Source organism: Nitrospirota bacterium (assembly GCA_040757335.1).
Taxonomy (GTDB): Bacteria; Nitrospirota; Nitrospiria; order 2-01-FULL-66-17; family 2-01-FULL-66-17; genus JBFLXB01.
This window is the reverse complement of record JBFLXB010000029.1, coordinates 1-16967: the sequence shown is the minus strand read 5'-3', so window position 1 is coordinate 16967 and position 16967 is coordinate 1. Positions and strand designations below refer to the sequence as shown.

General features: G+C 64.2%; 18 protein-coding genes and 1 tRNA gene. 9 read left to right on the top strand and 10 right to left on the bottom strand.

Going from position 1 to position 16967, the window contains the following annotated elements; genetic code table 11:
- Positions 1–39: 39 nt before the first annotated feature.
- Genes AB1451_13705 through AB1451_13690 form a run of 4 tightly spaced genes read left to right on the top strand, consistent with a single transcriptional unit; the run spans position 40 to position 2737 of the window.
- Positions 40–453, top strand: coding sequence for a secondary thiamine-phosphate synthase enzyme YjbQ (locus AB1451_13705; GenBank protein MEW6683951.1), 414 nt, complete (start codon positions 40–42; stop codon positions 451–453).
- A complete protein-coding gene (locus AB1451_13700; protein MEW6683950.1) occupies positions 454–690 on the top strand; it encodes a hypothetical protein in 237 nt (78 codons plus the stop codon).
- Positions 687–1109, top strand: coding sequence for a nuclear transport factor 2 family protein (locus AB1451_13695; GenBank protein ID MEW6683949.1), 423 nt, complete (start codon positions 687–689; stop codon positions 1107–1109). Before AB1451_13700 ends, AB1451_13695 begins: the two co-directional genes overlap by 4 nt.
- Positions 1106–2737, top strand: coding sequence for an acetolactate synthase large subunit (locus AB1451_13690; protein ID MEW6683948.1), 1632 nt, complete (start codon positions 1106–1108; stop codon positions 2735–2737). Before AB1451_13695 ends, AB1451_13690 begins: the two co-directional genes overlap by 4 nt.
- A 166-nt stretch (positions 2738–2903) precedes the next feature.
- On the opposite strand, the gene AB1451_13685 is transcribed toward AB1451_13690, so the two are convergent.
- Together AB1451_13685 and AB1451_13680 are read right to left on the bottom strand one after the other, a co-directional pair.
- The gene (locus tag AB1451_13685) at positions 2904–3461 is read right to left on the bottom strand and encodes a thioredoxin family protein (protein MEW6683947.1); all 558 of its coding nucleotides are present in this window, start codon (positions 3459–3461) and stop codon (positions 2904–2906) included.
- Positions 3462–3530: 69 nt separating this feature from the next.
- A complete protein-coding gene (locus AB1451_13680; protein MEW6683946.1) occupies positions 3531–3878 on the bottom strand; it encodes a PilZ domain-containing protein in 348 nt (115 codons plus the stop codon).
- Between the two features lie 184 nt (positions 3879–4062).
- Between AB1451_13680 and AB1451_13675 the strand changes: the two genes are divergently transcribed.
- Together AB1451_13675 and AB1451_13670 are read left to right on the top strand one after the other, a co-directional pair.
- Positions 4063–4419, top strand: a complete 357-nt coding sequence (locus AB1451_13675; GenBank protein MEW6683945.1) for a hypothetical protein — start codon at positions 4063–4065, stop codon at positions 4417–4419.
- A gap of 4 nt (positions 4420–4423) precedes the next feature.
- A complete protein-coding gene (locus tag AB1451_13670; GenBank protein MEW6683944.1) occupies positions 4424–5791 on the top strand; it encodes a diguanylate cyclase in 1368 nt (455 codons plus the stop codon).
- Between the two features lie 10 nt (positions 5792–5801).
- Here the strand turns inward: AB1451_13670 and AB1451_13665 are convergent, their stop codons facing one another.
- Entirely contained in the window at positions 5802–6491 is a 690-nt protein-coding gene (locus tag AB1451_13665) for an SH3 domain-containing protein (protein MEW6683943.1), read from the bottom strand.
- Between the two features lie 388 nt (positions 6492–6879).
- On the opposite strand from AB1451_13665, the gene AB1451_13660 reads away from it, so the two are divergent.
- Together AB1451_13660 and AB1451_13655 are read left to right on the top strand one after the other, a co-directional pair.
- Positions 6880–7200, top strand: a complete 321-nt coding sequence (locus AB1451_13660) for a DUF4258 domain-containing protein (protein ID MEW6683942.1) — start codon at positions 6880–6882, stop codon at positions 7198–7200.
- Positions 7201–7218: 18 nt separating this feature from the next.
- The gene (locus AB1451_13655) at positions 7219–7722 is read left to right on the top strand and encodes a helix-turn-helix domain-containing protein (protein ID MEW6683941.1); all 504 of its coding nucleotides are present in this window, start codon (positions 7219–7221) and stop codon (positions 7720–7722) included.
- 214 nt (positions 7723–7936) lie between these two features.
- On the opposite strand, the gene AB1451_13650 is transcribed toward AB1451_13655, so the two are convergent.
- The 6 genes from AB1451_13650 to trmFO form a co-directional block, all read right to left on the bottom strand.
- Positions 7937–8022: transfer RNA gene (locus tag AB1451_13650), tRNA-Leu, on the bottom strand.
- A gap of 234 nt (positions 8023–8256) precedes the next feature.
- Positions 8257–9117: an acetylglutamate kinase gene (gene argB / locus AB1451_13645; protein MEW6683940.1), complete on the bottom strand. Its 861-nt coding sequence runs from the start codon at positions 9115–9117 to the stop codon at positions 8257–8259.
- Positions 9118–9236: 119 nt separating this feature from the next.
- Positions 9237–10598 (bottom strand): ATP-dependent protease ATPase subunit HslU, encoded by a 1362-nt coding sequence (gene hslU, locus AB1451_13640; protein MEW6683939.1) that lies wholly within the window; start codon positions 10596–10598, stop codon positions 9237–9239.
- A 63-nt stretch (positions 10599–10661) separates the two neighbouring features.
- The gene (hslV, locus tag AB1451_13635; protein ID MEW6683938.1) at positions 10662–11204 is read right to left on the bottom strand and encodes an ATP-dependent protease subunit HslV; all 543 of its coding nucleotides are present in this window, start codon (positions 11202–11204) and stop codon (positions 10662–10664) included.
- Entirely contained in the window at positions 11201–12133 is a 933-nt protein-coding gene (locus AB1451_13630) for a tyrosine-type recombinase/integrase (GenBank protein ID MEW6683937.1), read from the bottom strand. The genes hslV and AB1451_13630 overlap by 4 nt, the downstream gene beginning before the upstream one ends.
- Complete coding sequence (gene trmFO / locus AB1451_13625) at positions 12106–13431, bottom strand: methylenetetrahydrofolate--tRNA-(uracil(54)-C(5))-methyltransferase (FADH(2)-oxidizing) TrmFO (GenBank protein ID MEW6683936.1); 1326 nt, start codon at positions 13429–13431, stop codon at positions 12106–12108. Before trmFO ends, AB1451_13630 begins: the two co-directional genes overlap by 28 nt.
- A 744-nt stretch (positions 13432–14175) precedes the next feature.
- Between trmFO and ltrA the strand changes: the two genes are divergently transcribed.
- Entirely contained in the window at positions 14176–15486 is a 1311-nt protein-coding gene (gene ltrA / locus AB1451_13620; protein MEW6683935.1) for a group II intron reverse transcriptase/maturase, read from the top strand.
- A 366-nt stretch (positions 15487–15852) separates the two neighbouring features.
- On the opposite strand, the gene AB1451_13615 is transcribed toward ltrA, so the two are convergent.
- A partial coding sequence (locus AB1451_13615) for an IS1380 family transposase (GenBank protein MEW6683934.1) occupies positions 15853–16967 on the bottom strand: 1115 nt, incomplete at its 5' end.

Below are 16967 nucleotides of genomic sequence, written 5' to 3'. Positions count from 1 at the left end.
ATACACGCGCAGCGTCGAAGAAGACCAACCCTCACGCCCATGAAGAGCTACCGCGAAGAACTCTGGTTTCATACGCCCACTCGGCGGCAGTTCATCAATATCACGCCGCAGGTCGAGGCCGCGGTCAAGAAAAGCGGGATCAGAGAGGGTCTGTGTCTCGTCAACCCGATGCACATCACGGCGAGCGTCTATATCAACGACGACGAGTCCGGGCTCTTGGCGGATTACGAGGCGTTCTTGGAGCGCCTGGTCCCGCAGGAAGGCGACTACCGCCACAACCTGACCGGCGAAGATAACGGCGACGCACACATCAAGCGGCAGGTGCTGGGCCGAGAGGTCGTGGTGGCGATCACCGACGGCAAGCTGGACTTCGGCACGTGGGAACAGATCTTCTACGCCGAGTTCGACGGGCGACGCCGGAAACGCGTGCTCGTGAAGATCATCGGGGAATGAATGAAGGGGCTTTCCCCCTGTTGCCAGACTTCGGCCAAGCGCTATCTTAAGCGGCACCGGGACGTGGCCACGTGTGACACCTGCAAAATGCTGTTGCTCGCCTACGGCAACGACCGGGACTACGACGAGACGCGCCAGGCCCTGACTGATCAGGGCACGCCGTTCGCCACGGCCACGCAGGGAACCTTGAAGCTCATCGCCAAACCGCGCGCGGGTAAGCCGAGGGCAGGTCGATGACCGATTGGCTGGCGGTGGAAGAGGCGGTGTTGGCGGCCAACGAGCGCTTCTACCGCGCGTTCGAAAGCCTGGACATCAAACAAATGGAAGCGGTTTGGCTCGTCACCGCGCCCGTGCAGTGCGTCCATCCCGGGTGGGGCCCGTTGTCGGGGTGGTCCGACGTGCGCGACGCGTGGGTGCGCATCTTCAACAACACGTCGGCCATGACCTTCACCCCGCACATCCTCCACCTCACGGTCCAGGGTGATATCGGGTGGCTGATCTGCATCGAAGAAATCACCAGTCGCCAGGCCGACGAGGAACACACCAGCCAGATCCTCGCAACCAACGTGTTCGAGCGGCGCAACGGCCAATGGCTGCTGGTGCACCACCACGGCTCCCCCATCTTTCGCACGACCGAAGACGAATCATCGTCATGACCGCGGCGGAGCTCTTTGTCCGATGTCTGGAGGCCGAGGGCGTGGAATACATCTTCGGGCTTCCCGGCGAAGAGAACATGGACCTGTTGGACGCCCTCTCGCGATCCACGATCAGATTCATCCCCACCAGGCACGAGCAGGGGGCGGCGTTCATGGCCGACGTGTACGGACGGCTGACCGGCCGAGCCGGGGTCTGCCTGGCCACCCTGGGCCCCGGCGCGACCAACCTGGCGACCGGGATCGGCGACGCCAACCTGGACCACGCGCCGCTGGTGGCGATTACCGGGCAGGCCGGTTTGGAGCGAGTGCACAAGGAATCGCACCAGTACGTGAACATCGTCGAAGCCTTCGCGCCGTTGACCAAGTGGAACACCCGCGTGGAACGGGCCTCGGTCATCCCCGAGGTGGTGCACCACGCCTTCAAGACCGCGCAGGCGGAAAAACCCGGGGCTTGCCACATCGAACTGCCTGAAGACTTGGCGGGCGAGCGCGCCGAAGGGGCGCCGCTGGCGAGCCGTCGCACCCGGAGGCCGTCCCCGGATCGCCCCTCGCTGCGCGCCGCCGCGGACCTAATCGACAAGGCCCACCACCCCATTATCCTCGCGGGCAACGGCGTGATTCGGGGCGGGGCCTCGGGGGAGCTGGTCGCGTTTGCCGAGAAGACCGCGATCCCGGTGGCCAACACCTTCATGGCCAAAGGCGCGGTGCCTGCCGACCACCCGTTATCGTTGCTCTCGATCGGCCTGCAGGCGAGAGACTTCGTGTCCTGTGGGTTCGACGCGGCGGACCTCATCGTCACGGTGGGGTATGACCAGGTCGAATACGCCCCGTACCATTGGAACCCCAACGGCGACAAGCCGATCGTGCACATCGATTTCACGCCCGCGGAGACCGACGCGATGTACCAACCGGAGGTGGAGGTGGTCAGCGACGTGCGGGAGGCGCTCGAGCTGCTGCGGGGAGAGGTGACGCAGGCGCACGACCGCGGATACCCCCGTCGTCTGCGGGAAGCGATCCTCAGCGATCTCGATCGCGACGCGGAATCGCCGGTCATGCCGATGAAACCCGCCAGGGTGCTGCGCGAGCTGCGCCGCGCGCTGGGCCGGAACGACGTGGTGATCAGCGACGTGGGCGCCCACAAGCTCCTGGTGGCCAGGTTGTTCGCGGCCTACGAGCCGAACACGGTGCTGATCTCCAACGGGTTTGCGTCGATGGGCATCGCGTTGCCCGGGGCGGTCTCGGCCGCGCTCATCGAGCCTGATCGGCGGGTGGTCGCGGTCTGCGGCGACGGCGGGTTCCTCATGAACGTGCAGGAACTCGAAACCGCGGTGCGGCTCGGCGTCGCGTTCGTGGTGGTCGTATTCCGCGACGAGGGATACGGCCTGATTCGCTGGAAACAGGAGCGCCAGTTTGGCGCCGCGTTCGGCATCGACTTCGGCAACCCCGACCTGGTCCTCCTTGCCGAGGCGTTCGGGGCCAAAGGCTACCGGGTGGAGCGAGCTGACGACTTCGGCCCGCTGCTCAAAGAGGCCCTGGATCAGCGCGTGCCGACCGTGATCGACGTGCCGATCGACTACCGCGACGGGATTGTCAATCCGGATCAGGGCAAAATTATCTGCCCCACGTAGACGTTCCCTAAAAACGCGAACCAGGTTGCTGAGGACTTACCCCCTAAGCCTGTTCAGGAGGGGCCAGATGCAAGGCGCCGCGAGAACCGGAGCGGAGCGTACTGTGTGCGTACGTGAGCACCGGAAGCGCAGCGGCAACGCCGCAGATGGCCCCTCCTGAACAGGCTTACCGAAGGTATGCGGGTTCGTTACCCCGCTTCCACTTGATATTGCAACCGATGCTGGGTTTCTGCGTGGCGGGAACGGGTTGGCCGGCGAGCGCGGCGTCGCAGGCGTCGCGCAGATCTTTGCCCGTGACCGGCACGTTGTTGCCGGGTCGGCTGTCGTCGAACTGGCCGCGGTACACCAACCGCCGGCCTGAATCGAACAGGAAAAAATCCGGCGTGCAGGCCGCGTGGTACGCCTGCGCGACGGCCTGCGTTTCGTCATAGAGGTACGGGAAGACGTAGCCGGCGGCCGTCACCTCGTCGATCATTTTCTTCGGACCGTCCTCAGGGTACTCGGCCGCGTCGTTGCTGTTGATGCCCACGATGGCGAGCCCTTTGCTCTGATACTCCCGCGCAAACGCCGCCCACCCGCTTCGGATATGTTTCACGTACGGGCAGTGGTTGCAGATGAACGCGACCAGTAGGGCCGGGGCGTGCTTGAAGTCGTCCCGATTGACCACCCGCCCGGTCGTGTCGCGGAGGCGAAAGTCGGGAGCCGCGGTTCCGAGGGCCAGCATGGTCGATGCGGTCAACACGACGGGACGAGCGTACGGACGACGCCTTCCCGTGTCAAGGGGTGGTGCGGATCAGCGGAGGACGCCGCGGTACGGGATGTGGGCGTCGACCCAGCGCTTGAGTCGTAGCGGCGTGTCTTCTTCCTGGAACAAGAACCGAAGGCCGATCCCGCCGAGATTTCGCATCACCACCCTGGCGTCGACTTCGATCCTGGAGACGTCGGGCTCGAGCACGAAGGACAGTCGGAGCGTGGTCCCGGAGGGATAGGGGAACGCGGTTTCGATAAAACACCCCGAGACGCTCAGATGATGGATCACCCCGGACCGATCGCGATCCTCCCACCGAATTGTCACCGGGGTGCGTACCGTGACGCGCTCTCCCCAGCGCGTGTCGCGACCGTTGTGCGATCCGTTGACCATGTCTCGAAACTCCAGGCGTTATGATAGCACCCGCGAGAAATTCGGCCAGGGATTTTGTTACGCGACGCCCCCGCGCTCGGCGCTGCGGGACGGAGCACCGGGCCGGTTGACACCGCCTTGTCGGGCACTACACTAGGCCTGGTCGCTCCGATTGCAGGCGCCGTCCGAAATCAGCGGGGACTACGTGCTTTCCTGGGAACACATTCTGGCCAAAGCTCTTCATCGCGTTCGCCTCGACAGCGTCAGGCGAAAGATCCTGGTCTTCTCCCTCCTGGCCACCTTGATCCCGTCGGTGACGATCGGGTGGCTCTTCTACGTGTACGCGAATCGGTTTCTCACGGACAAGGTGGCCGATCAACTGAGGGACATCACCGGACAGAACGTCCGAGAACTCGATCTATGGCTCAAGGAGCGTTTGTACGAAGTCCGGGTCTTTTCCAGCTCCTATGAAGTCTCGGAGAATCTGGACACGATTACCGCGTGCGGGGCCTCCTCCGGGCGTCAAAACGCTTGCCCTCCACCGTCTCAACGACTACCTTAAGTCGGTGCGCAGCAAGTTCGGCGATTACGAAGAGTTGGTGGTGGTCAACACCAAGACCCAGACGATCGCCACCAGCGCCAGCCAGGTCAGCGCCCTGAGCTTTCCGCCCGACTGGCAGACGCGCGCCAAAGCCGATACGCCGATCATGGGTCAGGCCTACCAGGATCCGACCCTTCGCAAGATGGTGATGCTGATCGCGGTGCCGATCAGGGCCCAGGACGGCCGGTTCTTGGGCCTCCTGGCCGTCAAACTCAACTTTCACACGGTGGAGAAGATCCTCGACCGGTCCACACTCGCTGCCACCGGCGCGTCCTACCTGATCGCACCCGACGGGGCTGTGATCGCGAAGTCGAACCGTACCTCGTCGGAAGGCATTACCCTCAAACACCTCAGCCGACTCTTCGACACCGCCCGCCGGCCTGAAACGGATTCGGCGTTGCTCGAGTACCCTGATGGGCAGGGGAAACCGGTGATCGGGGTGTTAAGGACGCTCGCACAGTTGGATTGGGGAGTCGTGGCTCAGATCGGGAAAGAGGAAGTCTACGCTCAGACCGTTCAAATCCGGAGTCTGACCGCAGCGATCGGCTTGGGCCTTCTCTTGGCCATCGGCCTCGCCGCGTACGTGTTGGGCCTGACGATCGTCCGCCCCCTCAACCGTCTGGCCGACGGCGCAGCCAAGGTCGCGGAAGGGGATCTGGGGGTGAAACTCCCGGTGATCGGTCGCGGCGAGGTCGGGTATTTGACTGAAGCGTTCAACGAGATGGTGGAGCGCTTGCGCCAGAGTCAGGACCAACTGGCAACCATCAACCGGATGCTGAGCGACAGGAACCAAGAACTTCAGACGGTCTCCATTACCGATAGTTTGACCGGGCTGTACAATCGCAAACATTTTATGGACGTGCTGGCGAGCGAGGTGGCCCGGGCCACGCGATGCCGTCACCAATTCTCCGTCGCGATGATCGATGCCGATCATTTCAAAGAGTACAACGACACGTTGGGTCACCAGGCGGGAGATGCCCTGTTGAAGGGCATCGGGGCAATCTTGAGGGAATCGTTGCGGAGTATGGACTATGCGTCGCGCTACGGCGGCGACGAGTTCATCGTGCTGTTACCCGAAGCGAGCAGCGACGAGGCAGTCGAGGTCGCAGAGCGTATTCGGAAAAGAGCGAGCACGGCGAGGCTCGGTGGGGAGACGGACTTGGCGGCCGTCACGGTCAGCATCGGCGTGGCGACCTTTCCGGAGCACGGGAAGACCCCGGAGGCGATTATTGCCGGAGCCGACGGCGCCTTGTACCACGCGAAACGGAACGGGCGCAACCGGGTGGTGATCGCGGGTGCCGATCGACAGCCCGACCTTGGCCTCGCGAGCTGATTCCTTCGACTTACCGCCCGGCAATCAGGTTGTAGTAAACCCAGCCGCTACGGGTGTCCTGGGTTCGCACGCGAACCCAAAGGCCCTTGTATGAGTAACCGACCAGCGTGCTCTTTTCCGGCAGCGTAAACAGGACCTTCGAATCCAGGCCGGGACCTTCCCTGATCTTGCTCGAACTGACCAACCGAAGCGGGAGCGGGCTGGCGAACGGCACCTCGCCAGCCATCATCGGCGTGTTCTCTCGACCGGTCGATCGCTCCTGGCGTTCGTAGATGATGCCTTTGGCCTGGGCGGCGAGGTAGAGGGCCCCCCCGTAGTTTTCTTTCTTGAGCTCCAGCCCGCTCGCCTTCAGGAGTTGTTCGGCCTGGAGGAAGTCCGCGTCTTTCTCCGCTCCGGGAACATTGGCTTTCAGGGCTTTCAACGCGATCTCTCCCTCGGCCAGGGTCGAGACGGCTTCCGCCTTGCTTTCCAGGCTTCGCAATTTGGCTTTGGCTCGCACGACCTCCAGAATCGCTTCGTCGAGTCGCTGGTCGAGGTCTTTGTTCTTGGCCTCCTTTTCGAGCAACAGCAATTGGAGTCTCGCGAGCTTGCCTTCCAGTTCTTGATTGGCGGTCGTCTGTTTGGTCAACGCCTCTTGGAGCTTTTGACCAGCAACCTTCTGCTCAGCCTGCTGGCTGGTCAGAGAAGCGCAGCCTGCCATCAGACCACCCGCAACAATCAACAGACCCAAGGGATAGGGCCAAGGTCCTCGACATTTTTGTAACTGGGTAACCACGTCCTGCAACTCCAGGCGAAATCATAGCACCCGAAAGAATTTCAGCCAGTGATCTGAACGATGGGATCGGGGGGCACTGGAAACACCACGGTGCATCGCAACCTGCTCCTGTCCTGTAGGATGGCGGCAGCATCGGTGTCCTGCAAGGCGCCGACTTCGGGGAATTGGAAGAGGCGCTCAGCCGGAGTGGAGGGCCCCACGCGGTTGCCCGAGCAGATTGCTCCACCCCTTGACTTACCTCTCTAACTTGACATATTGTCAAGCCATCCTAATAATCGGTTTCATCCGTTTATCACAGACGAGTCCAGGGACGATGGGCGAGGTGGTGCCGCTTCAGGACCCTCACAACCCGAAATGGGTCCTTCGGCGGATTCGCGAGCTGTGGGAGAAAGGGACTGTCGAGGTCACGCCCCACGCGCAAGAGCGACTGCGGAAGTGGGGGCTGGACATCCATGATGTCCGGCACGTCCTGCGCTCCGGGCGGGTGACCGAACACAGTCAGGCACAGCGGGGCGGCTGGCGATACCGTATCGATGGCACGATCGTGGACGGCGGACGGGCGGCCTGCGTGGTGGAGATCAACGGGAACCTGATCGTGGTTACGGTGTTCTCGCTGAGCGTGCGGAGACGATAACGCGGGGAGGAGTGGATCATGAAATGCTACACGTGTGACGTGGAGATGGTCGAGCGGAAGACAACGGACGACGCTCCCTACCACTACGTGTTGAGCGGGTTGGAGAACGTCTACTTGGTGGGGATCGTGGTGCGGTGGTGCCCTAAGTGCAAGGGCGAGTCGCCGGTCATTCCCCGAATTGCGGAGCTGCATCGGCTCATTGCCGACACGTTGATCCGGCAGCCGACGCTCCTGAGCGGCCCGGAGGTGCGCTTTCTACGCAAGCACGTGGGTTTCCCCGCCAAAGAATTTGCCGCGCTCCTGGGGGTGACGCCCGAGTATTTGTCGAGGGTGGAGACCGGCGCGATCAAGGCCTTGGGTGCACCCACCGATCGTCTGGTCCGAGCGCTGGCAATGGTGGGTGACGGAGACAAGGCGCGCGAGACGCTGTTGGAGATCGCCCGCAAGCTCAAGACCAAAACGAAGAAGGTTCCGCCGCCGGTGTTCCGATTGGAGCGCAACCGGTGGTTGTCGGTCGAGTAGCCGACTCCCGAAATCACAATGTCGAAGCCATTGATTGAGCGTGTCGGTCCAATGCACAACCCGCCACACCCCGGTGAGGTCCTGAATGAAATGAGATGGTGATCGTGCCGCTGGGGATCTCGGTGACGGATGCGGCGAAAGGTCAAGAATTGGGGTCAGAGTACTATTACCGGGTCAAGAATTGGGGTCAGAGTACTACTACCGGAAAAACAGGTGGTGCCGAAGGGGGGAGTTGAACCCCCACGCGGTTGCCCGCAGCGGATTTTGAGTCCGCCGTGTCTGCCATTCCACCACTTCGGCTCCTGCCTGATCCGTCGATGCAGGGCCATCTGCGGCGTTGCCGCTTCTCAAGGTGCCACGGCCGCCTCACCGTCTCGGCGGCGCTCGTAGCTTGGCGCCACTTCTTCGTGGCGCCACTCGCCTCACGTACAACCCGGTACGCTCCGGGCGCGACGGCTTGCTCCGCCTTGCATCTGACCCTTCCTCGACGGCCAGGCGGCCATCGAGGTTTGAGACAACGAAGAAACCAAAGCATCAAGCAATAATTTCTGTGCCGATGCCCTCCTTGGTGAAGATTTCCAACAATAAGGCATGGGGAACGCGGCCGTCAATGATGTGGGCTTTGGCCACGCCGCCTTCCACCGCGGTGAGGCAGGCTTGGACCTTGGGCAGCATGCCCGAGGTGATGGTGCCGGCCTTGATCAAGCGTTGGATCTCTTTACGCGAGAGGGTGGGGATGAGCCCTCCTTTGGCGTCTTTTATGCCGGTGACGTCAGTCAGAACCAAGAGCTTCTCGGCCTTGAGGGCGCGCGCGACGGCGCCGGCCACCAGGTCCGCGTTGATGTTGTACGTCCGTCCGTCGCGGTCCACGCCGATGGGCGCGATGACCGGGATGTAGCGGTTCGACGTCAGGTCGCTGAGGAGTTGCGGATCGATGGAGTCGACGTCGCCCACCTGGCCCAGATCCACGCGCTTGGCGCCCGCGGGTTTGAGGGGTTTGGCGGTGATCAACCGGCCGTCCTTGCCGGATAGACCCACGGCCCGGCCGCCGTGGCGGGAGATCAATTCGACGATCTCTTTGTTGATCACGCCGCCCAGGACCATCTCCACGATGTCCATGGTTTCGCGGTCGGTCACGCGCACGCCGTCCACAAACTTGGGCTCTTTGCCCAGGCGTTTCATCATGTCGGAAATCTGCGGCCCGCCGCCGTGCACGACGATCGGATCGACGCCGATGTACTTCATCAGCACCACGTCTTCGGCAAACCCGTCTTTGAGCGCCTCGTCCACCTGCGCGTTGCCGCCGTACTTGATCACCACGGTCTTGCCCGCGAATGCCCGCAAGTAGGGCAGCGCTTCGACCAGCGTATTGGCTTTTTCAATCAGTCGCTTCATGGGGTTTGGTTAGCCGGTTGACCGGTTAGCCGGTGCGCCGGTTTTCCCTTGCCTTGTTCTTCCCCTGGTCTTGAACCGGCACACCGGCCGACCGGCGAACCGGCGCACCGCCTTTCACTTCACAGAATATACCGGCTCAAATCCACGTCTTTCACGACGTCGGCCAACGATTTCTTGACGTATGCGGCGTCGATCACGAGCTTCTTGTCGGTCAGTTCGGGCGCGTCGAACGACACCGTGTCCAGGAGCCGCTCCATCACCGTGAAGAGCCGCCGCGCGCCGATGTTCTCCATCCGGTCGTTGGCCAGCACCGCGATCGAGGCGATTTCCTCGATGGCGTCGGGCGTGAACGAGAGGTCCACGTTTTCGGTGGCGAGTAAAGCCACGTATTGCCTGATCAGCGCGTTCCGCGGCTCGGTTAGTATGCGGACAAAGTCTTCTTGGGTGAGCGGGTCGAGTTCGACTCGCAAGGGAAACCGCCCCTGCAACTCGGGAATCAAGTCCGACGGTTTGCTGATGTGGAACGCCCCGGCTGCGATGAACAGGATGTGGTCGGTCTTGACCGGCCCGTGTTTGGTGGTGACCGTGGACCCCTCCACGATGGGCAGCAGGTCGCGCTGCACGCCTTCCCTCGAGACATCCGGGCCTATCCCGTGCTCGCGTCGCGCGACCTTGTCGATTTCGTCGAGAAAGATGATGCCGTCCTGTTCCGCGCGGCGAATCGCCTCGCGCGCCACCTCGTCCATGTCGATCAGCTTGGCGGCTTCTTCCTGCTCCAAGACTTGGCGCGCCTCGGCCACGGTCATCTTCCGCGGCTTTTTCTTCCCGGGGAAGAGGTTGCCCAACATGTCGCGCAGGCTGCTCTCCATCTCCTCCATCCCGACGTTGGAGATCACGCCCACGGGCAGGGCGGGCCCCTTCTCTTTGACCTCCACTTCCACGGTGCGTTCTTCCAGCTTCCCGTCGCGCAGTTGTTGCCGAAGTTTCTCGCGGGTCTGATCGTACGAATCCGAGTAACCAGGCGGCGCGGTCTCGCGCGTCGGGTCATACACCCCGCTCGGGGTGCGCAGCGCGGGCGGAGGGAGCAGCAGGTCGAGTAGGCGTTCATCCGCCTGTTTGGCGGCTTTGTCTTTGACGCGTTCGGTGGACTCGCTTTTGACCATGGTGATGGCGAGCTCCAGCAGGTCGCGCACCATGGACTCCACGTCCCGCCCCACGTATCCCACTTCGGTAAACTTAGAGGCCTCCACTTTCAGGAACGGCGCGCGCGCGAGTTTCGCCAATCGACGGGAGATTTCGGTCTTTCCCACGCCGGTCGGCCCCATCATGATGATGTTCTTCGGCAGCACCTCGTCGCGCAGATCGGGCGCGAGGCGGCGCCGGCGCCACCGGTTGCGCAGCGCGATCGCCACCATACGTTTGGCGGATTTCTGGCCCACCACGTAGCGATCCAGGGCCTCGACGATCTGCCGAGGCGTCATGTCGTCCAAGACTGGGATTGATTCGGTGCCTTCGGGGTTCGTAGGACCATTCATGGACAGGCGCTACCCCTTCAGCGTTTCGACGACGATCGACTCGTTCGTGTAAATGTCGATGCCCGCGGCGATCGTCATGGCGCGGGTCACGATCGCCTCCGCGGTCAGGCCGGGCTGGCCCATGAGCGCGCGTGCCGCGGCCAGCGCGTACGGTCCCCCGGACCCGATCGCCAGGATGCCGTCCTCCGGTTCCACCACGTCTCCGGTGCCGGAGATCAGCAGCGAGCTGGTCAGGTCCGCCACCGCGAGCAACGCTTCGAGCCGCCGCAGCACGCGATCGGTGCGCCAGTCTTTGGCCAGCTCCACGGCCGCGCGACTCAGGTTGCCGTGGTACTCGGAGAGCTTGGCTTCGAACTTGTCGAACAATGCCAACGCGTCGGCGGTCGAGCCGGCAAAACCCGCGAGCACGCGGTCGTTGGCCATTCGCCGGATCTTCCGCGCGTTGGACTTCATCACCGTGGTTCCCATCGTGACCTGACCGTCGCTTGCCATGGCCACCTCGCGTTCGAGGCGTACGCACAGCACGGTGGTTGATCGAATAGGCAGAGTCATGACGCTTTGCGCCGCGCGCGGGGGTGGGCGTCGTCGTACACCTTCATCAGGTGATCGACCGTCAGGTGCGTATACCGTTGCGTGGTGGCGAGCGAGGCGTGGCCGAGCATTTCCTGGATGGCGCGCAGATCGGCCCCGCCCTCCAGCAGGTGCGTGGCAAAGCTGTGCCGCAGCGAGTGGGGGCTCGTGTCCGGTTCGCCGGCCCTTCGACCCGCTGCGGTGACGATCCGCGCGATGGTGCGACTCGACAACCGCCGCCCGGATTCTCCTACGAACAGAGCGCCGGTGTGCCGGACCCCGATCGCTTCCCGGAAGGCTTGAATCGCGGCCAACGCCTTGGAGCCGATCGGGACGATCCGTTCTTTCCTCCCCTTTCCAAACAGCCGAACCACGCCGGCTTCCGGGTCGAGGTCGCCCGCGTTCAGGCCCGCCAATTCGGACAATCGCGCGCCGGTGGAGTAGAAGGTCTCGAGGACCGCTCGATCGCGCAACGCCCGCGTCGCGGTGCCGCGAGGGGCTTCAACCACCGCCTTGGCCGCATCAACCGAGAGCGCCCGCGGCAGCGGCTTCTCTTGCTTGGGGGTGGCTACTCCGGCGGCGGGACTGGCGGGAATGGTGCCGTCGCGCCACAAATAGCGGTACAGCGTGCGGATCGCGGCGAGCTTGCGCATGACGGACGATTTCTTCACCCCGCGCCGCTTGAGACACGCGAGATACGCGCGAATGTCCACGCGAGTGGCCGCCAGCAAACGTACGGGATCTGCGAGGGGGCCTTGGCCCAACGGGCTCGACAGGTCCATTGCCTGATCCGGGTCGCGGAGAAAGGCCGAGTACTGCCGCAGATCGGACCGGTAGGCCCGAAGGGTCTCGGCCGAGGCCGCGCGCTCGGTTTCGAGGATCGTTAAGACGCGAGTGATTGGGTCTTCCACCGGTCGAGGTCGGTCAACGCGCGGTCAACGATTTTCTGCCTGCGCACGTCCCGCTGCACGATGCGGGTGGGCAGCGGGGGAAACAGCCCCAAGTTGACGTTCATGGGCTGAAAGTGCCGCGGGTCGCTGGTGGTGAGGTAGGTGATCAGCGTGCCCAACGTCGTGGTCGGTGGCGGGATCAACAGGGGTTTGTGTTGAATCACGTGCGCCGCGTTGATCCCCGCCAGCAGGCCCATGCCCGCGGATTCGGTGTAACCCTCCACTCCAACGATCTGGCCCGCGAAGAAGATCCGCGGGTCGTACCGAAGCTGCAACGTTTCGCGGAGCAACAACGGCGCATTGATGAAGGTATTGCGGTGCAGGCTGCCGAAGCGCAAGAACTCCGCTTGCGCGAGCCCCGGAATCATACGGAACACCCGTTTTTGCTCCGGCCACTTGAGTTTGGTCTGGAACCCGACCAGGTTGTAGGCTTGGCCGTGCATGTCTTCCGGCCGCAACTGGACCACGGCGAACGGGCGTTGGCCCGTGCGCGGATCGACCAACCCGACCGGTTTCATGGGACCGAACAGGAGGGTTTGGCGTCCGCGCTCCGCCTGCACCTCGATGGGCATGCAGCCCTCGAAGTACGGCGTCTTTTCGAACTCGCGAGTGGGGACCTTCTCCGCGGCGAGCAGCGCGGCGTAGAAGGCGCTGTATTCGTCTTCGGTCATGGGGCAATTGAGGTAATCGTCCCCGCCCTTGTTGTACCGCGATGCCGGAAACGCGATCGAGCGATCGACCGTCTCGCCGTCCACGATCGGCGAGATCGCGTCGAAGAAATACAGGCGTTCCGCACGCGTCAGCTTCTTGAGCGACTCGGCCAGCGCGTCGGAGGTCAGCGGACCGGTGGCCACGATCACCGGGCCGCTCGCGGGGATCTCCGATATCTCTTCGCGGAGCACCGTGATGTTGGGGTGCGTGCTGATCTCTTTGGTGATCCGCGCCGCGAATTCGGTGCGATCCACGGCCAGGGCCGCGCCGGCCGGCACGCGGCAGGTGTCCGCCACGCGGACCACCAGCGAGCCCATCCGCCGCATCTCTTCCTTCAAGATGCCCGCTGCGTTGGTAATCTCCGCCGACCCCAGCGAGTTGGAACAGACCAGTTCCGCGAGCTGGTCGGTCTTGTGCGCGGCGGTCGGCCGCATCGGCCGCATCTCGTAGAGCGCGACGGTCACGCCGCGCTCGGCCGCCTGCCACGCGGCCTCGCAGCCCGCCAACCCGCCCCCGAGGACGGTCAATTCCGGTGCAGTCTGAGCCATGTCTACCTGTCGCGTAAGAGGACCGATTTTACGGGCGGTGCGGAAAGCCTGTCAAGCAAACGAACCGCAGGTTGCTGAAAAAGTCCATCCGCTGCGTTCTCGCTCGTCGGGAATCCTCACGTACGACCCAGTACGCTGCTTCGCCAAGCGAGCGGAACGTGGCATTGACAGCGCCACAAAGCGGCGCGAAGCGCTTTCCGGTTCCCTCCTCGCTGCGGCCTTGCGGCTGGAACTTTTTGAGCAACCTGTTAGCCCGCATTATTCAGTGCGCCACGAAGAAGGTCCAGTCGACGCATGAGTGAAAGTCTCATCTGGGGAGTTCTCGGTGCACCCCGGAAGCGACCCAGGCACGTCGCACGTGAAGCCCTGGGTGAAGCCCACCGCGGGTGGGTGAGCGAAGCCGCGGGCCGTAACGCGAGTGAACCCTGAGCAGGCCTCGAAAGTGACGATGCGAGTGCCGATCCGCCTGAATAACGGAGAAGGCCGCTGCGGAGTGCAGAGCAACCGAGACACGCTGCGCTCCGGCTCGCCGGGGTAATGGGGACCGCACGCGGTGAAGGTCGACTGGGCAACGTGGGAGACCCGTTTGGGATGGCCGGTCGCGACGGCCGACGCCGGGAGAGCTGGCGGCCCGGGCGGGAGTCGGAGAGGCCCATGGTACCGATGAAGCCCGTAACGAGGGTGGAGGGACGGGGGCCTCACTTCTGGGTGGCCCGGAGGCGGGCAGAGGATGAGGGGATTGACGTGAGTCTGAAAACCCCGGAAAAGATCCGGAACCTGCGGAAGGGACTGTATGAGAAGGCGAAGGCAGCACCAGCGTTCCGCTTCTACCTGCTCTACGACAAGGTGTACCGGGAGGACATCTTGGACCACGCCTATCGGCTGGCCCGCAGCAACGGGGGCGCGCCGGGCGTGGACGGGATGACGTTCGGCGACATCGAGGCGGCGGGGCTCGAGGAGTGGCTCGCGAGTCTGAGGGAGGCACTGCGAACGGAGACGTACCAGCCCAGTCCGGTGCGACGGGTGCTGATCCCGAAGCCGGGAGGCGGGCAGCGGCCGCTCGGGATCCCGACGATTCGGGATCGCGTGGCGCAGACCGCCGCCAAGCTGGTGTTGGAACCGATCTTCGAGGCGGACTTGAGCGACAGCGCGTTTGGCTACCGAGAGGGCCGCAGCGCGGGGGGCGCCGTGGAGCGAGTGCACCGAGCGTTGTGCGACGGATACACGGAGGTGGTGGACGCAGACCTGAGCCAGTACCTCGACACCATTCCCCATGATCAACTGATGCCGTCCATCGCCCGACGCGTGTCGGACGGGAAGATGCTGCGGTTGATCAAGGCGTGGCTCCAGACGCCCGTGGAGGAAACGGACGAACGAGGCCATCGGCGCATGACAGGTGGGAAGGGCAGCCGGAGGGGAACGCCGCAAGGCGGCGTCATCAGCCCGCTGCTCGCGAACATCTATCTGAACCGATTCCTCCGGGTCTTTCAGGAGCGAGGCAAGGACCGGGAGTTCGCCGCCCGGCTCGTGGCCTACGCGGACGACTTCGTCATCCTCAGTCGGGGGAAGGCGGAACCCGCTCTGGCGTGGACGCGATGCGTGCTGGCGGCGATCGGTCTGACCCTCAACGACACCAAGACGTGCATCCGAAACGCGCGCGAGGAACACTTCGACTTTCTCGGGTACACCTTCGGGCCGGAGCGGTACCGCAAGGATGGTCACTGGTATCTGGCCGCGAAACCGTCGAAGAAGTCGGTCCAGCAACTGAAGGGGAAGGTCCGGACCATCCTGCGACCCAGCAACCAGAGCCCCTGGCCCACGGTGGGCAAGGAGCTCAACCGGCTGCTCAGAGGCTGGTCCAACTACTTCAGCTATGGGACACGTCTCTTCGCGTATCGGGCGGTGGACAATCACGTCTACGAACGCGTCCGGCACTTCCTTCGGCGTCGCCACAAGGTGCCCACGCGAGGCACCCGCCGTTTCGACGACGACATGATCTTCGGTGCTTTGGGGGTCCTGCGGCTTCGCACGGTGCATGTGGGGGCTCGTCCGTGAGCCTTTTCGTGAAACCAGTCGGAGAGCCGGATGCGGGAAATCCGCACGTCCGGTTCGATGAGCGGGGATGGGAAACGGGGTCATGGACGGATTGAGGCACCGCCAACACGCGAAAGCGGGCGGAAACAGCAACTCCCCGGACCTGCGGCTACCGCGCCCATTCTCGACTCTACCGAAGCGCATGGATAAAGCTCATATCGGGATATTCCCCATCGTGATGACGCCGCCGAGGCACGCGCCTCAGGCCTTTCGGGTCTCCCACGGCCTCAGACAGCGGCTGCCGCCTCGCGGGCGCCGGGTTCCGGCCTGCCAAAGACGCACCACGCCCCCGGTGTCGGTTCCCCCCCTGGTCGGCAGCTGTGCAGCCTACCCCGCTCGCGCTCCGACGGCCAAGGCCACCTGCCGCCACGCCTCGCGAAAGGGCGCCGACGCGGGCAGGTGCAGCACGATGCGGCGCACCGAGACCACCACCCGCGCCCCCAGCTTGAGCAGCCGCTCGCGCAGCGTCGTGACCTGCGCGCGGGCGCAGACCGTGTGCGCCGCGTGCCGCCGCAACTCTTGCAGCAGCACGTAGGCCGCGGCGGTCAGCAGCACCCGGAACTGGTTGGCCCAGAAGCGCGAGCAACTGGTGCGATCCACCTCCAGCCCGTGCAGCAGTTCCTTGATCCGGTTCTCGATCTCGCCCCGATAGCAATAGAGCTGCTCGTAGACCGCCTGGGCCCGCTCGGGACGATTAGTGACGACGAAACGGGGGTTATCCTTGAGCGCCCGGCCGGGATGGGCGACGACCTCCGCCTTGATCACCACCCGGCGCCGCCGGGACCAGGTCTTGGCCGCGTACCCGCACTCGGTATAGGCGGTGGCGGTTTGGCCGGTCTCGCGGGCCCGCCGACGGGCTTTGCGCAGGGCCTTCTCCGCCCGCCGCCGCAGCACGGCGTTCGTCGGCAGCCCGATGACATAGTCCACCCCGACGGCTTCCAGCCGATCCAGCAACTCCGGGATCCCCAGGCCGCCATCGAGCCGCACCAGCAGCCGCGCCTTCGGGAACGCGCTCCGCAGCCGCGCGATCACGCGCACCAGCAGGCCGCTGACGCCCTGGCGGGAGGCCGTGCCGGGCCGCAGCAGGGCCGCGAACAGGTGCTGCTCGGGTTCGTCGTCAAAGCGCAGAAACCCCAGCAGCGTCAGGTAACACCACGTCCCATAGTGCCCGTTGAACAGCGCGAGTTGCTGGGCGCCGTGCGTGGGATCGTCGGTGGGGTCCAGATCGATGGTGATCTGCCAGGCCCGGCCCTTCCGCCGCGCCGCGTGATGCGCGATCACCGTCTCGGCCAGGTCCCTCCCCAGCCGCAGCAGGTCTTTCGGCCCGACCGCGTTCTCAAAGCGCGAGAGCGTGGGCTGCGAGGCCAACGCGTCCCCGGCGACCGGATCGCGATCGAGCAGGAGTTTGTGCACCGGATCATCGGCCAGGCGGGCCGCATCGT

Coding starts and splice junctions, on each gene's coding strand:
- AB1451_13655 (MEW6683941.1), top strand. CDS start 7,219: ATGAAATGCTACACGTGTGACGTGGAGATGGTCGAGCGGAAGACAACG.
- AB1451_13685 (MEW6683947.1), bottom strand. CDS start 3,461: ATGCTGGCCCTCGGAACCGCGGCTCCCGACTTTCGCCTCCGCGACACG.
- AB1451_13665 (MEW6683943.1), bottom strand. CDS start 6,491: ATGGCAGGCTGCGCTTCTCTGACCAGCCAGCAGGCTGAGCAGAAGGTT.
- AB1451_13705 (MEW6683951.1), top strand. CDS start 40: ATGAAGAGCTACCGCGAAGAACTCTGGTTTCATACGCCCACTCGGCGG.
- hslV (MEW6683938.1), bottom strand. CDS start 11,204: ATGACTCTGCCTATTCGATCAACCACCGTGCTGTGCGTACGCCTCGAA.
- AB1451_13700 (MEW6683950.1), top strand. CDS start 454: ATGAAGGGGCTTTCCCCCTGTTGCCAGACTTCGGCCAAGCGCTATCTT.
- hslU (MEW6683939.1), bottom strand. CDS start 10,598: ATGACGCCTCGGCAGATCGTCGAGGCCCTGGATCGCTACGTGGTGGGC.
- AB1451_13695 (MEW6683949.1), top strand. CDS start 687: ATGACCGATTGGCTGGCGGTGGAAGAGGCGGTGTTGGCGGCCAACGAG.
- argB (MEW6683940.1), bottom strand. CDS start 9,117: ATGAAGCGACTGATTGAAAAAGCCAATACGCTGGTCGAAGCGCTGCCC.
- AB1451_13660 (MEW6683942.1), top strand. CDS start 6,880: ATGGGCGAGGTGGTGCCGCTTCAGGACCCTCACAACCCGAAATGGGTC.
- AB1451_13680 (MEW6683946.1), bottom strand. CDS start 3,878: ATGGTCAACGGATCGCACAACGGTCGCGACACGCGCTGGGGAGAGCGC.
- AB1451_13690 (MEW6683948.1), top strand. CDS start 1,106: ATGACCGCGGCGGAGCTCTTTGTCCGATGTCTGGAGGCCGAGGGCGTG.
- trmFO (MEW6683936.1), bottom strand. CDS start 13,431: ATGGCTCAGACTGCACCGGAATTGACCGTCCTCGGGGGCGGGTTGGCG.